The 13,883-nt window shown below is 28.7% G+C and carries 9 protein-coding genes; 8 read left to right on the top strand and 1 reads right to left on the bottom strand.

The window, feature by feature from the left end:
• Positions 1 to 79 precede the first annotated feature (79 nt).
• The 4 genes from BVC87_RS03305 to BVC87_RS03290 all read left to right on the top strand — a co-directional run bounded on the left by BVC87_RS03305 (position 80) and on the right by BVC87_RS03290 (position 7,097).
• Positions 80 to 868, top strand: coding sequence for a carboxypeptidase-like regulatory domain-containing protein (locus BVC87_RS03305; RefSeq protein WP_075340927.1), 789 nt, complete (start codon positions 80 to 82; stop codon positions 866 to 868).
• Positions 869 to 951: 83 nt separating this feature from the next.
• On the top strand, positions 952 to 2,424 hold the full coding sequence (locus BVC87_RS03300) for a S41 family peptidase (RefSeq protein WP_075340926.1): 1,473 nt from the start codon (positions 952 to 954) through the stop codon (positions 2,422 to 2,424).
• Between the two features lie 111 nt (positions 2,425 to 2,535).
• Positions 2,536 to 6,207 (top strand): phosphoribosylformylglycinamidine synthase, encoded by a 3,672-nt coding sequence (purL, locus tag BVC87_RS03295; RefSeq protein ID WP_075340925.1) that lies wholly within the window; start codon positions 2,536 to 2,538, stop codon positions 6,205 to 6,207.
• A 482-nt stretch (positions 6,208 to 6,689) separates the two neighbouring features.
• Positions 6,690 to 7,097: a helix-turn-helix transcriptional regulator gene (locus BVC87_RS03290; RefSeq protein WP_075340924.1), complete on the top strand. Its 408-nt coding sequence runs from the start codon at positions 6,690 to 6,692 to the stop codon at positions 7,095 to 7,097.
• A gap of 123 nt (positions 7,098 to 7,220) precedes the next feature.
• Here the strand turns inward: BVC87_RS03290 and BVC87_RS03285 are convergent, their stop codons facing one another.
• On the bottom strand, positions 7,221 to 8,642 hold the full coding sequence (locus BVC87_RS03285; protein ID WP_075340923.1) for a hypothetical protein: 1,422 nt from the start codon (positions 8,640 to 8,642) through the stop codon (positions 7,221 to 7,223).
• A gap of 255 nt (positions 8,643 to 8,897) precedes the next feature.
• Between BVC87_RS03285 and BVC87_RS03280 the strand changes: the two genes are divergently transcribed.
• The 4 genes from BVC87_RS03280 to BVC87_RS03265 all read left to right on the top strand — a co-directional run bounded on the left by BVC87_RS03280 (position 8,898) and on the right by BVC87_RS03265 (position 13,848).
• Positions 8,898 to 9,413: an RNA polymerase sigma factor gene (locus BVC87_RS03280; RefSeq protein ID WP_075340922.1), complete on the top strand. Its 516-nt coding sequence runs from the start codon at positions 8,898 to 8,900 to the stop codon at positions 9,411 to 9,413.
• A gap of 63 nt (positions 9,414 to 9,476) precedes the next feature.
• Complete coding sequence (locus BVC87_RS03275) at positions 9,477 to 10,379, top strand: FecR family protein (RefSeq protein ID WP_075340921.1); 903 nt, start codon at positions 9,477 to 9,479, stop codon at positions 10,377 to 10,379.
• Positions 10,360 to 12,726 (top strand): TonB-dependent receptor plug domain-containing protein, encoded by a 2,367-nt coding sequence (locus BVC87_RS03270; protein ID WP_075340920.1) that lies wholly within the window; start codon positions 10,360 to 10,362, stop codon positions 12,724 to 12,726. Before BVC87_RS03275 ends, BVC87_RS03270 begins: the two co-directional genes overlap by 20 nt.
• Positions 12,727 to 12,945: 219 nt before the next feature.
• On the top strand, positions 12,946 to 13,848 hold the full coding sequence (locus BVC87_RS03265; protein WP_075340919.1) for a FecR family protein: 903 nt from the start codon (positions 12,946 to 12,948) through the stop codon (positions 13,846 to 13,848).
• Positions 13,849 to 13,883 lie beyond the last annotated feature (35 nt).

Genomic DNA, 13,883 nt, shown 5'->3' with positions numbered 1-13,883 from the left:
TCTTAAATATGGTATACTTTTTGAAATTTGTTTAACACTTAACCGACAAATATCATAACAAATATCCGTATTATTGCATATGCTTAAACGTTTACATTTATTAGTTTTTATTCTAATTGCTTCATTTAGTTTTTCTCAAAACAAAAAATTAAAAGGTCAAATTGTTCATTCAGATACCAAAAAACCATTAAGTGCTGCCCATGTACTTAATTTAAATTCTGTAGTTGGTACTATCACCAATGAAAAAGGATTGTTTGAATTGACTGCAAAAAGTAATGATACTGTATTAGTGTCTTATTTAGGTTTTGAATCTATAAAACTAAAAGTTACCAATGATTTATTAAAAGGAAATGAATTAGTAATTGCTTTAAATGAAAAGCCAGAAGAAGTAAAAGAAGTGGTTATTAAATCTACAAAATTAATAGGTGTATTAGAAGTAGATGTAAAACAGGTACCTAAAGATAGATTCACCAGAATTCAATTGAATGGATTACCACAAACATACGAAGTTGGTCGACCTCAAAAGGTCTCCTCTCCTATTGCTAAGCTTTTAAATCCTGTTGATTTGGTTTACAATCTTTTTGGTAAAAAACCCAAACAGTTAAAAAAGTTACAAAAACTTAAAAAAGAAGATGATCTTCGAAAAATGTTAGCTGGAAAATTTGATCGAGAAGTAATGATGGAATATCTAGAAATGGATAAACAGCAATTAACAAAATTACTTACAGATTGTAATTATTCTGAATATTTTATTAAAAAAGCTAGCGACTTACAATTGATTGAAGCTGTATTAAATTGTTATGAAAACTATAAGGCTATTCAAAAAGGAAAAATAGAAAGAGATCGAATTCCTGTCAAGAAAAATTAACAGTAATTCAATAATATTAACAAATAATAAGATTTCTTTTTAATATTTTTATAGGTAAATAGTAATAATTTAATATTTAATAAATGAGGAAATTAGTATTAATAGCATTAATAGCTTTAGTTTCTTGTAGTAAGGATGAAGTTGTGTCAGGAGATAATGGAAATGATGGAGGTACAACTGTTACTTTAAATAACGAAGTTAACGATTTTGTATGGAAAGGTTTAAATAGCTGGTATAATTGGCAAGCTCAGGTTACTGATTTAGCTGATACAAAAGATGATAATACTGATCAATATTATACGTATTTAAATGGTTTTTCTAAACCAGAAGATTTATTCAATAGCTTAAAGCATCCATCTGACGATTTTTCTTGGTTTATAGAAGATTATGTTGCGCAACAACAAGCTTTTCAGGGAATTACCAAATCTTTTGGATTTAGAATAGCATTAGTAAGAGTAGATAGTACTGATGATGTAGTAGCTTATATTCAATTTGTTTCTACAGGATCACCTGCTGACTTAGCTGGTTTTAAAAGAGGAGATATATTCAACGGAATAAATGGTAATAAAATGACTACCGCTAATTTCAGAACTGTATTAGAACCTTATAGTGCTGCCGAAACAGCAACATTTAACTTTGTAGAGACTGACGGTGTTACTTCTAAAGAAGATAAAACTATAACTGGAACCACTGTTGCTGATAACCCTGTACATTTAACCAAAGTTTTTGATAACATAAACGGTAAAAAAGTAGGCTATCTAGTTTATAATGGATTTAGAAGTTCTTTTAATGATGAATTGAATGCTGCTTTTGCACAGTTAAAAAGTGCTGGTATTCAAGAATTAGTATTAGATTTAAGAATTAACGGAGGTGGATCTGTTTTAACATCTGCATATTTAGCCAGTATGATCACAGCTGAAGTTACTGAAGGCACTACTTTTGGAGAACTTAGATATAACAGTAAACATACGGATAGAAATGCTAGAGCACCTTTCTTTAATACATTAACTAAATTCGATGCTGATGGAAATAATTTAGGAACAGAAACTATCAATAGAGTAAGTGGTTTAACTAGATTATATGTTTTAGCTTCTGGAAGTACGGCTTCTGCGAGTGAAATGATTATAAACGGTTTAAGACCTTTCATAGATGTTAAAGTAGTAGGAGTAAAAACTACAGGAAAAAATGAAGGTTCTATAACATTATACGATTCGCCAACATCAGATTTCACAGATGTAAACTCTGCTAATCCAAATCATAAAAATGCAATGCAGCCTATTGTTTTTCAGATATATAATAGTTTAGGGCAAAGCGATTATGCTGACGGTTTTGAACCCAATATTAAAGTAGAAGAATTTAGATCATGGAGAAATATACTTCCTTTTGGAGATGAAAATGAAGTATTATTAAAAGCTGCTTTAGATGATATTAAGGGAATTACAGCTAGAAGTTCTTTAATAAATGTAGATAACTCAGCTGAGTTGATACAAACTAGACAACCTAAATTTTCTCAAGATATGTATATAGATCATAATTTTATCGAGCTAGTAAAGTAAGATAGAATGTTAATAAATCATTTAAAACTCGTAATTTTTTACGAGTTTTTTTATTTCTATTTGTGATCAAAAAGGTAAATTTGCGGTTTATAACAACACAAATTATATAGAATGATTCATTTCTTTGGAAACACAAACAGTAAAGTATTTGCTGTTCAAACATCAAAAGAATTCTCTTCAGAAGATATATCTAAATTAACTTGGTTATTTGGAAATCAACCTAAAATAGATGCGGCGTCAATTGACGCCTTTTTTGTTGGTCCTAGAGCAGCAATGATTACTCCTTGGAGTACCAATGCTGTGGAAATTACTCAAAACATGGGGGTTGAAGGAATTATTAGGATAGAAGAATTTGAAACAGTAGAGAAAAACTTTACAGGTTTCGACCCTATGATTTCTCAAAAATATAATGGTTTAAACCAAGACATTTATACCATAGACATTACACCAGAGCCAATTTTAGAAATTGAAAATATCGCTCAATATAACGAACAAGAAGGATTGGCTTTGAGTAATGAAGAAATAGAATACTTAAATGAAGTTTCTGATAGAATTGGAAGAAAACTAACAGATTCAGAAGTTTTTGGATTTTCTCAGGTGAATTCAGAACACTGTAGACATAAAATTTTCAATGGGACTTTTGTCATTGATGGTGAAGAACAACCTACTTCCCTATTCAAAATGATCAAAGAAACTTCAAAACAAAACCCTAATGATATCGTATCTGCATACAAAGATAATGTAGCTTTTATTAAAGGACCTAAAGTTGAACAGTTTGCTCCTAAAAGTGCTGATAAACCAGATTTTTACGAAACAAAAGAATTTGAATCTGTAATTTCTTTAAAAGCAGAAACACATAACTTCCCTACTACAGTTGAACCTTTTAATGGTGCTGCTACAGGATCTGGAGGAGAAATTAGAGATCGATTGGCAGGTGGTAAAGGCTCTATTCCTTTAGCAGGGACTGCTGTTTACATGACATCTTATTCTCGTTTAGAAGAAAATCGTCCTTGGGAAAAAGGAATGGATGAACGTAAATGGTTATATCAAACCCCAATAGATATTTTAATTAAAGCTTCAAATGGAGCTTCTGATTTTGGAAATAAATTTGGGCAACCTTTAATTTGTGGATCTGTTCTAACTTTTGAACATGAAGAAGATGCACGTAAATTAGGTTTCGATAAAGTAATAATGCAAGCTGGAGGAATCGGATATGGTAAAGCTGAACAAGCATTAAAAGATACTCCAAAAGATGGCGATAAAATTATAATTCTTGGTGGAGAAAATTATAGAATTGGTATGGGAGGAGCAGCGGTTTCTTCTGCTGATACTGGTGAATTCTCTACTGGGATTGAATTAAATGCAGTTCAACGTTCTAATCCTGAAATGCAAAAACGTGCAGCAAATGCAGTGCGTGGAATGGTAGAAAGTGAGGAAAACTTAATCGTTTCTATTCATGATCATGGAGCTGGTGGGCATTTAAACTGTTTATCTGAATTGGTTGAAGACACTGGTGGTAAAATTGATTTAGACCAGTTACCTGTTGGTGATCCAACTTTATCTGATAAAGAAATTATCGGAAATGAATCTCAAGAAAGAATGGGATTAGTTATTTCTGAAGAAAATATTAATACATTAGAGAGAATTGCTGAAAGAGAAAGATCTCCTATGTATACAGTTGGTGATGTTACTAATGATCATAGATTTACATTCGAATCTCAAACGAAAGGTAATAAACCAATGGACTTAGCACTGAACGATATGTTCGGAAGCTCACCAAAAACCATAATGAACGACGTAACAGTTTCTAGAAACTATAGCGAAGTAAATTATTCTAAAGAAAATTTCTACGATTATTTAAACCAAGTACTACAATTAGAAGCGGTTGCTTGTAAAGATTGGTTAACAAATAAGGTAGACCGTTGTGTTGGTGGTAAAGTTGCTAAACAACAATGTGTTGGTCAATTACAAATTCCTTTAAACAATCTTGGTGTTATGGCTTTAGATTTTAAAGGAAAAGAAGGGATCGCTACTTCTATTGGCCACTCCCCTATTTCTGGTTTAATTGATTCTACAGCAGGAAGTTTAAACTCAATCGGAGAAGCATTAACTAATATTGTTTGGGCTCCATTGAAAGATGGTTTACAATCAGTTTCATTATCTGCTAACTGGATGTGGCCTTGTAAAAATGAAGGTGAAGATGCTAGATTATATAAAGCAGTAAAAGCAGTTTCTGAGTTTTCTATTGATTTAGGAATTAATGTCCCTACTGGAAAAGACTCTTTATCAATGAAACAAAAGTATCCAAATGAAGATGTAATTTCTCCAGGTACTGTTGTTATTTCTGCTGCTGCAAATTGTAATGATATTACAAAAGTAGTAGAACCCGTTTTCCAACAAAATGCAGGAAGTATCTACTACATCAACTTATCTCAAGATACGTTCAAATTAGGTGGAAGTTCGTTCGGGCAAGTAATTAATAAAATAGGAAATGAAGCTCCTACAATCAAAGACGCTTCATTCTTTAAGAAAACATTCAATGTAATTCAGCAATTAATAAAAGATGACAAAATTGTTGCTGGACATGATATCGCTTCTGGTGGTTTCATTACTACATTACTTGAATTATGTTTCGCTAATACGAATACTGGTGCGAACATTGATTTATCTGGATTAAATGAAGAAGATTCTATTAAATTATTATTCTCTGAGAATAACGGAATTATCATTCAATCTAAAGATGATTCTATAGAATCTATCTTAAATGAAAATACAATTGAATTCTTTAAAATTGGTTCAGTTGTAGAAGCTGATAGATTGAACATCAAGAATAACGATGATTTATATTCATTGTCTGTAAGTGAATTAAGAGATACCTGGTATAAAACTTCTTATTTATTAGATCAGAAACAAACAGCTAATAATTTAGCAGAAGACAGATTTAATAATTATAAGAATCAACCTTTAGAATATATTTTCCCTCAAAGCTTTACAGGGAAACTACCTAAAATTGATAGTTCACAACCAAAACCTAAAGCAGCAATAATTAGAGAAAAAGGCTCAAATTCTGAACGTGAAATGGCTAATGCTATGTATTTGGCTGGTTTTGATGTTAAGGATGTGCATATGACTGATTTAATATCAGGTAGAGAAACTTTAGAAGATATTCAATTTATTGGAGCTGTAGGAGGTTTTTCTAATTCTGATGTTTTAGGGTCTGCTAAAGGTTGGGCTGGAGCTTTCTTATATAATGAAAAAGCTAATAAAGCACTTAAGAAGTTTTTTGAACGAGAAGATACATTATCAGTTGGAATTTGTAATGGTTGTCAATTATGGATGGAATTAGAATTAATCAATCCAGAACATGATATTCATGGGAAAATGGTTCATAATGATTCAAAAAAGCATGAAAGTTCTTTTACTTCTGTAAAAATTGGTGAAAATAATTCTGTTATGTTATCTAGTTTAGCAGGAAATACTTTAGGAGTTTGGATTTCACACGGAGAAGGGAAATTCAATTTACCTAAAGAAGAAAGTGATTATAATATTATTGCTAAATATGCATATGAAGGGTATCCTCATAATCCTAATGGTTCAGATTTTAACGTAGCTATGCTTTGTGATAAAACTGGAAGACATTTAGTTACTATGCCACATATTGAAAGATCAACATTCCAATGGAATTGGCCTTATTATCCAGAGAATAGGAAAGATGAAGTTTCTCCTTGGTTGGAAGCTTTTGTAAATGCAAAAAAGTGGATTGATCAGAAGAATAATAACTAATCTAATTTTTACATATATTATTATGAAGGCACCTTTTAGGTGTCTTTTTTATTTACAAATGTGAACAGGATAAATGGTTACAAATGTAAACCTTATTTGTTTTAGCTAATTTACATTTGTAATCACATAACTTACATGAAAGTTACAGATGTATAATGTCTTTATAAGTCTTCTATCAACTTAAAAATGGTCTCCTATAAGATTTAATAACAATATATAACCCTAATTTTGTATAATTATGCTAGTCATTTAAGGTTTACAATCTTATAAAGCTCGAATTTAACCGAATTTGAGCAGTATAAATAAATTTTATTATTCAATGTTAATCGACTTGTAATCAATATATTAAATACATTTAATTAAAGTATTAATACCTAGTAATCTTAGTTTATAATGTTAAAATATTCCACTTTACTTGCTCATTCTATATAATTTTATATATTTACAACTGTAAACATTAAATATTAGTTTACATTTGTGAAATGATAGACCGATTAAAAATCATATTAGATCATTATAATTTAACATCATCTAATTTTGCGGAAAAAATAGATGTACCAAGATCTAGTATATCACACCTTTTATCGGGAAGAAATAAACCTAGTCTGGATTTTATAATAAAAGTGGATAAAACATTTGAAGAAGTAGATTTAGACTGGTTATTATATGGAGAAGGATCATTTCCAAAAAATTCCGATACTAAAGACAGTCCCCCATCTCTATTTAGTCAACGAATTGTAAAGTCTTCTAGTAAAGAAGAATCTATACTTACAAAAGACGTTGAAAAGCCCGAAAAAAAGAATGATAACTCACTGATAGAAAATAAAAAGTTATTAGTGAAAGTTATTTTACTTTATAATGATGGTACCTTTGATGAATTTGACAGGTAATTCCCTATGAATTACTGTTATTTTGATAATCCCCTAAAAAATAAGTCTGTATACTAATACAGACTTATTTGCTTTTATAAAAAAAAATTATGATATACGCGATTCTCAGAACTCAGTAAAAATTTACTTGCATTCCCTTTTACTCAGAATTATTTGACTATCTAATGTTCCTAATAGATCAATTTTATCATCTTTAATACTAGTGACTAAATAATAATCACTTATTTGAGGTAACTCAGCTGACGAAATAGCTACAACAATATTTCCTCCTCCTACATCATCAATTCCCCAAGCTCCTTGGTAACTATCAACTCCGTTAGTAAAAATAAATAATCCTGAAGACAAAAATTCAAAATGGAAATCTGAAAATTGTATTGATAAATCTACACCTTGTTTTTTCAATAATGGTAAATCCCAAGTACAATTAATTAGTAAAATAGCAACAGCATTTATATCTGGTGCACAATTTCCTGTTATGATGATTAAATCATTTCCTCTATATAGATACATAGAATTTGGAGAACACCCTTCTACTACCCAATCTCCTTGAATATAATCTTCAAATTGATTTGTAGGATTAGTTCTTAATTTTAAGACTTTAGCTTTATTTAATCCTAAATCTTCGATTTCCCAAGTTCCTATACCTACTTGACCACCAACAGGATCAACTATCTTAAATGTGAAATTTGAATCAAATTTAAATCCAAAATTTGTAATTGAACTTTCTGTGGTTTCATAAACAGACCAACCACACTCCTGCTTTAATTTTTCTGTTAAAGCTGCTGCATTACAATAAACTTCATAATCAGAAATCTCATCATCATCATCAAAATCAAAATCATCATCTTCATCACACCCATTCATTGCACCTTCTATGGCTTCTTCTAATTCTTTATTACTATTTACAGTTATTTTTTCACCGTTATGTAATTTTAAATTTATTGGAAAGTTTATTGCGGCAGAAGTAAGATCATCTATATCAGTTAATAATTGATAAAATTGTTTGTCATCTTCTATAGATTGAGTATTTGTTACTGAGTTAGAAATATTAAAAACCGATACAGTTAACGGATATTCAAAATCAATACATTCTATATCATCATCTTCTTCATTCTCACCATTACACGATTTCTTAAGTTCTTCCAATTCCAATTCATTATTTACCCTTAATTCAGAATAATCATTTTGTATTACAGTAATTGGAAATTGAACTTCTAATTTATCCTGATCAGTAGAGAACTGATCAAAAACTCCTTCAATTGTAGCATATCCATCTACATTTTCAACTATTAATTCTACGTTATTAACGATAACAGTTACTGGCAACTTTATTTCTAAACAATTTGCTTTGTCTATTATATTATCAATAGATCCATCATTAGTAACAGTTCTTACCATTAAATTTACAATAGTAGAATCTGCCTTTAGAGTATCTTGTGATTCTTTAATTTCAATTTTTTCTTCTTGACATGAAGAAAGACTGATCAACATCATAATTGCGATCAATGCACTACTAGTGAAATTCTGAATTCCTTTTGTTTTCATAATCTAAATACCACCACAAGGTAGTAATTTAAGTTTTTAAAAAATACTAAACTTATAAATAACTCATCTGTTAATTCAAAATTGTTAAAATATTTCTATTATACTTAATTTTACTAATAAAACGTTTCTTTTAGTGAAAGAATAATAACAAATATTCAAACAATTGATTACTATATATGTAACAACTGATTTACAAAAAATCCTACCTTTGAATTTAAATTTTATTAATTTTATAAAAATTATGCCATTTATTTAATGAGTAAAAACATACATAAAGATATTTGTAACGAGACTCTTTTTTCTTCGTTTTTTAATAAACATTCAAAAGATTTATACAATTTTTTGTATTATAAATTTGGAGACAAATTGAATCCTGAAGATAAAATGCAAGAAGCTTTTTTAAAGATTTGGCAAAATTGTCATAAAATCACTTTAGACAAAGCTAAAAGCTTTTTATATACTACTGCTAATAACTTAATGCTGAACCAGGTTAAACATGAAAAGGTAAAATTGAAATATGCTTCTGCTCCTCAAAAAGAGCACACAAATGAGTCTCCACAATTTTTAATGGAAGAAGATGAGTACATGGAAAAAATCCAAAATGCTCTAGCTAATTTAACTGAAGCACAAAGAGTTGCTTTTTTATTAAATCGAGTTGAAGGAAAACGATTTAAAGAAATAGCTGAAATTCTCAATATTTCTGTAAAAGCTGTAGAAAAAAGAATATATGGAGCTCTTAAAAAATTAAGAGAAGATATAGAGGGATTATAAAAAAATATAATTTTAAGGTAGGAAAATAATACGCTTAGTTGTTATAGTATTGAAATAAAGAACATGGAAAAATCTGATTTAATAAAAAAATGGTTGAATTATGATCTCAATGATCAAGAGCTTGAAGCTTTTAAAGACCTTGATGACCATGATAAACTAATAAAAATAAATAACAGTCTTAAAAAGTTTAAGGCTGAACAAACTATAGATCAAGGAAAAATATTGGATTCAATTCTTTCACAGAAGAAACAAAAACAAAATCCAATTAGAAAGATTATTAATTTTAGCGTAAAAATTGCTGCTGTTTTATTAGTGAGTTTAGGTATTTATAAGGTATTCATTAAAAATGATATTACTACTATTCAATCCGATTATGCAGATAAAACATTAGCTCAATTACCAGATAATTCTACTATTAATTTAAATGCTGTTAGTACCATAAGTTTTGATAAAAAAAATTGGGACACTAAACGAGAAGTAAATTTAAAAGGTGAAGCATTTTTTAAAGTTGCTAAAGGATCTACATTTGATGTAATTACTAATCAAGGAAATGTAAGAGTATTAGGAACTGAATTTAATGTGAAAGTTAGGGATGAAGTTTTTGAGGTAGTTTGTTATGAAGGATTAGTTAGTGTTTCTCATAAAAATAAGACTGTAAAGCTTTCCCCTGGAGATTCTTTTAGAGCTGGAAATCTTGTAAAAAATAGTACAAAAAAAACGGAACCATCATGGACATCTAACGAAAGTGAGTTTATAAGTGAACCTTTAATTAATGTACTAAAAGAGTTTGAAAGACAATATAATATTGAAATAATCACAAATACTATTGATACTAAACAATTATTTACAGGCAAGTTTGTTCATAATGATTTAGATTTAGCTTTAAAATCTATAACTTTACCATTAAACGTAAATTATAGTAAAAGTGGTAACAAAATAGTATTTAATGACACCCCCCTTCAGTAAGTCTTTTTTAATTCTATGCATTCTTTTCTCACATATTTTACTTTTCCCACAACAGAAAAGTAAGAGTAAATTACCTATTTACAAAGTTTTAAAAATTTTAGAAAAAAGATACAATGTCAGTTTTTCTTTTGTAGATGAGACTATTGAAAATATTTTTACAGACATTCCTAAAAAGGAAAACACATTAGAAGAAGTATTAAGTATCATAGAGTATAATTCCACGTTAATATTTGAAATTTTAAATGATCGATTTATTGCTGTAAAAAAAGAACAGCGTCTTCCTTTACCTAAAGTTTACTTTCAAGAACTTAATGAAGTATCCATAATGGGGTACTTAACTACAGGAATATCAAAAAATAAAGATGGATCACTGCAATTAAAGACTAAAGATTTAGGAATCTTACCTGGGTTAATAGAACCTGATATCTTACAATCTGTACAAGCATTACCTGGAATAGTAAGTGCTAGTGAATCTATTTCAAATTTAAATATAAGAGGTGGAACTCATGATCAAAATTTAATCCTTTTTGATGGTATTAGAATGTTCAAATCTGGACATTTTTTTGGTTTAATAACTGCTTTTAATCCACATCTAAACTATAATATTAATATTTCTAAAAGTGCTAGTGATGTTAAATTTGGAGAAAATACTTCTGGAGTAATTGATATGCAATTACCTAACAAAATTTCTGATGAAGTTGAAGTTGATGCGGGATTTAACTTATTAAGCTTTGATCTTTTAGGTACTTTCCCTATCAATAAAAAGATAGAATTACAACTGGCTGCTAGAAGATCTACTACAGATTTTTTAGATACCCCTACCTATAATCAATATTTTAACAGAGCCTTCCAAGATGCTGATTTCAACTCTACGTCTAATCAAGGTAAAATTTTGATAAAAGATGAAAAATTTAGTTTTTACGACATTTACAGTAAACTGATCTGGAATATTAATGATCAAAATCAATTACGCTTTGTATTTTTAAATATCGAGAATAATTTAAATTACGAAGAAACTTCTGTATCAACCACAGAAATTAGTTTACAACAAATGGATAAACTCAATCAAAGTAATATTACAAGTGGTATTACTTATGAGGGAAATTGGAGTGATGAGTTTAAAATTAATACTCAAGTATATTTTACACGGTACGATTTATTTTCTGTGAATGAGAATTTTGTGAACTCTGAAAACCTTACTCAAGAAAACGAAGTTATTGATATTGGATTCAAATTGGATACCAGTGTAAAAATTTCTCCTAAAACTAATTTATCCACTGGTTATCAGTATTCTCAAACAGGTATAAGTAATTCTGATCAAACTAATTTAGTTAACTCCGATCTTTTATTTTTAGGGTTGGTAAAACAAGTACTTAACACTCATACGCTATATAGCCAAGTAAATTATTCCCATAGTGATTTTTACTTTAAGGCAGGTGTCAGAGCTAATTACTATGAAAAACTAAGCAGATTATATATAGAACCCAGACTATCATTAAATTATAAATTTAATGATAGTTTTAGTTTTGAAATCAATAGTAGCTTAAAAAGTCAAGCTACTTCACAAATTGTTGATCTTGATGATGATTTTTTAGGTATTGAAAAAGAACGTTGGGTTTTAGCTGGAAATAATCCTATAACTAAAGATGATTTTCCTATTATAACAAGTCAACAAATAGGTATTGGCTCTTATTTTAAGAAAAACAACTGGTTAATAAGTGCTGAAGCCTATTATAAAGTAGTTAATGGTATTAATAGTAAAAGTCAGGCATTTCAAACAAATTTACTTCAAGATACAAGTAATAATCTCTTAAACTTTGAAAAACTTAGTGATATTGGTAGCTATAGAGCCAAAGGAATAGATATTTTAATCCATAAGAAAATAAAAAATATAAAAACCTGGTTAAGTTATAGTTATACCACAAATGATTATTTCTTTGATAATTTGAATAAAGGAGAACGTTTTCCTAATAATATAGATATAAGAAATGTTATTAATCTAGCCGGAACTTATACCTACAATAATTTTGACTTTGCCTTAGGTTTTAACTGGCATTCAGGGAAACCATTCACGCCTGCTATTGGTGTAAATAATAACAATAGGATTAATTATGAGCCTATTAACAGTGGTCGTTTAAAAGATTACTTGAGATTAGATACTTCCGTAAATTACAATTTTAAAATAGGTAATTTAGATGCTACTAGTGGTATTTCTATTTGGAATATTTTAGATAGGAAAAATGTTTTAGGAGCATATTATACATTAAATAACAATTTTGAGTTGGTTAGAAATGAAAATACTTCGCTTGGTCTAACTCCAAATTTAAGTTTTAGAGTAAAATTTTAATACTCAACACCTTTACTTCTTTATTTTTCTCTTTTTAAGCTAAATAATACTTAAGCTAATAATTTAATGTATCAGGTTAAACATGAAAAAGTAAAACTAAAATATGCTTCCATTCCTAAAAAGAACAATATATAGAGCTCTCAAAAAGTTAAGAGAAGATTATATTATTTAAAGTAGGAAATAAGTAAACTAAGTTGTTATAGCATTGAAATAAATAACATGGAAAAATCAGATTTAATAAAAAAATGGTTGAATCATGATCTGAATGCTCAAGAACATGAAGCGTTCAAAAACCTTAATGACCATGACGAACTAATGAAAATAAATGATAGCCTTAAAAAATTTAAGGTTAAACCAATTATAGATCGAGAAAAAATTCTGGATTCAATTATTTCACAGAAGAAGCAAAAAGATAAACCAATTAGAAAAATTATTAATTTTAGTGCTAAGGTTGCAGCTATTTTATTAGTGAGTTTAGGTATTTATAAGGTATTCATTAAAAATGATATTACTAGAATTCAAACAAATTATGCTGATAAAACATTAGCCCAATTACCTGATAACTCTACTGTAAATTTAAATGCTGTGAGTTCAATTAGTTTTAATAAAAAAACTTGGAAAACTAAACGAGAAGTAACTTTAAAAGGTGAAGCATTTTTTAAAGTTGCTAAAGGAGCTACATTTGATGTAATTACTGATCAAGGAAATGTAAAAGTTTTAGGTACCGAATTTAATGTGAAAGTTAGAGGTGAAATTTTTGAAGTAGTTTGTTATGAAGGCCTCGTTAGTGTTTTTCATAAAAATAAGAATGTTAAACTTTCTCCTGGAGATTCTTTTATAGCTGGAAATTTTATAAAAAATAACACCGAAAAAACGGAACCTTCATGGATATCTAACGAAAGTAATTTTATAAGCGAACCTTTGATTAATGTACTTAAAGAGCTTGAAAGACAGTATAGTATTGAAATAATTACAAATGCTATCAATACTAAACAATTATTTACGGGTAAGTTTGTACATAATAATTTAGATTTAGCTTTAAAAGCTATAACTCTACCTTTACATATTAAATACACTAAAAGTGGAAGTAAAATAATTTTGAATATTGAAAACCATCTGTAAACTTATTTTAATTCTTTTTTTTTATTCAAATACTT

It is taken from the genome of Tenacibaculum agarivorans (assembly GCF_001936575.1).
GTDB lineage: Bacteria > Bacteroidota > Bacteroidia > Flavobacteriales > Flavobacteriaceae > Polaribacter > Polaribacter agarivorans.
Note: the sequence above shows the minus strand (reverse complement) of the source record. Positions and strands in the feature narration are given on the sequence as shown.

Coding starts and splice junctions, on each gene's coding strand:
- BVC87_RS03285 (WP_075340923.1), bottom strand. CDS start 8,642: ATGAAAACAAAAGGAATTCAGAATTTCACTAGTAGTGCATTGATCGCA.
- BVC87_RS03275 (WP_075340921.1), top strand. CDS start 9,477: ATGGAAAAATCTGATTTAATAAAAAAATGGTTGAATTATGATCTCAAT.
- BVC87_RS03270 (WP_075340920.1), top strand. CDS start 10,360: ATGACACCCCCCTTCAGTAAGTCTTTTTTAATTCTATGCATTCTTTTC.
- BVC87_RS03290 (WP_075340924.1), top strand. CDS start 6,690: ATGATAGACCGATTAAAAATCATATTAGATCATTATAATTTAACATCA.
- BVC87_RS03280 (WP_075340922.1), top strand. CDS start 8,898: ATGAGTAAAAACATACATAAAGATATTTGTAACGAGACTCTTTTTTCT.
- purL (WP_075340925.1), top strand. CDS start 2,536: ATGATTCATTTCTTTGGAAACACAAACAGTAAAGTATTTGCTGTTCAA.
- BVC87_RS03265 (WP_075340919.1), top strand. CDS start 12,946: ATGGAAAAATCAGATTTAATAAAAAAATGGTTGAATCATGATCTGAAT.
- BVC87_RS03305 (WP_075340927.1), top strand. CDS start 80: ATGCTTAAACGTTTACATTTATTAGTTTTTATTCTAATTGCTTCATTT.
- BVC87_RS03300 (WP_075340926.1), top strand. CDS start 952: ATGAGGAAATTAGTATTAATAGCATTAATAGCTTTAGTTTCTTGTAGT.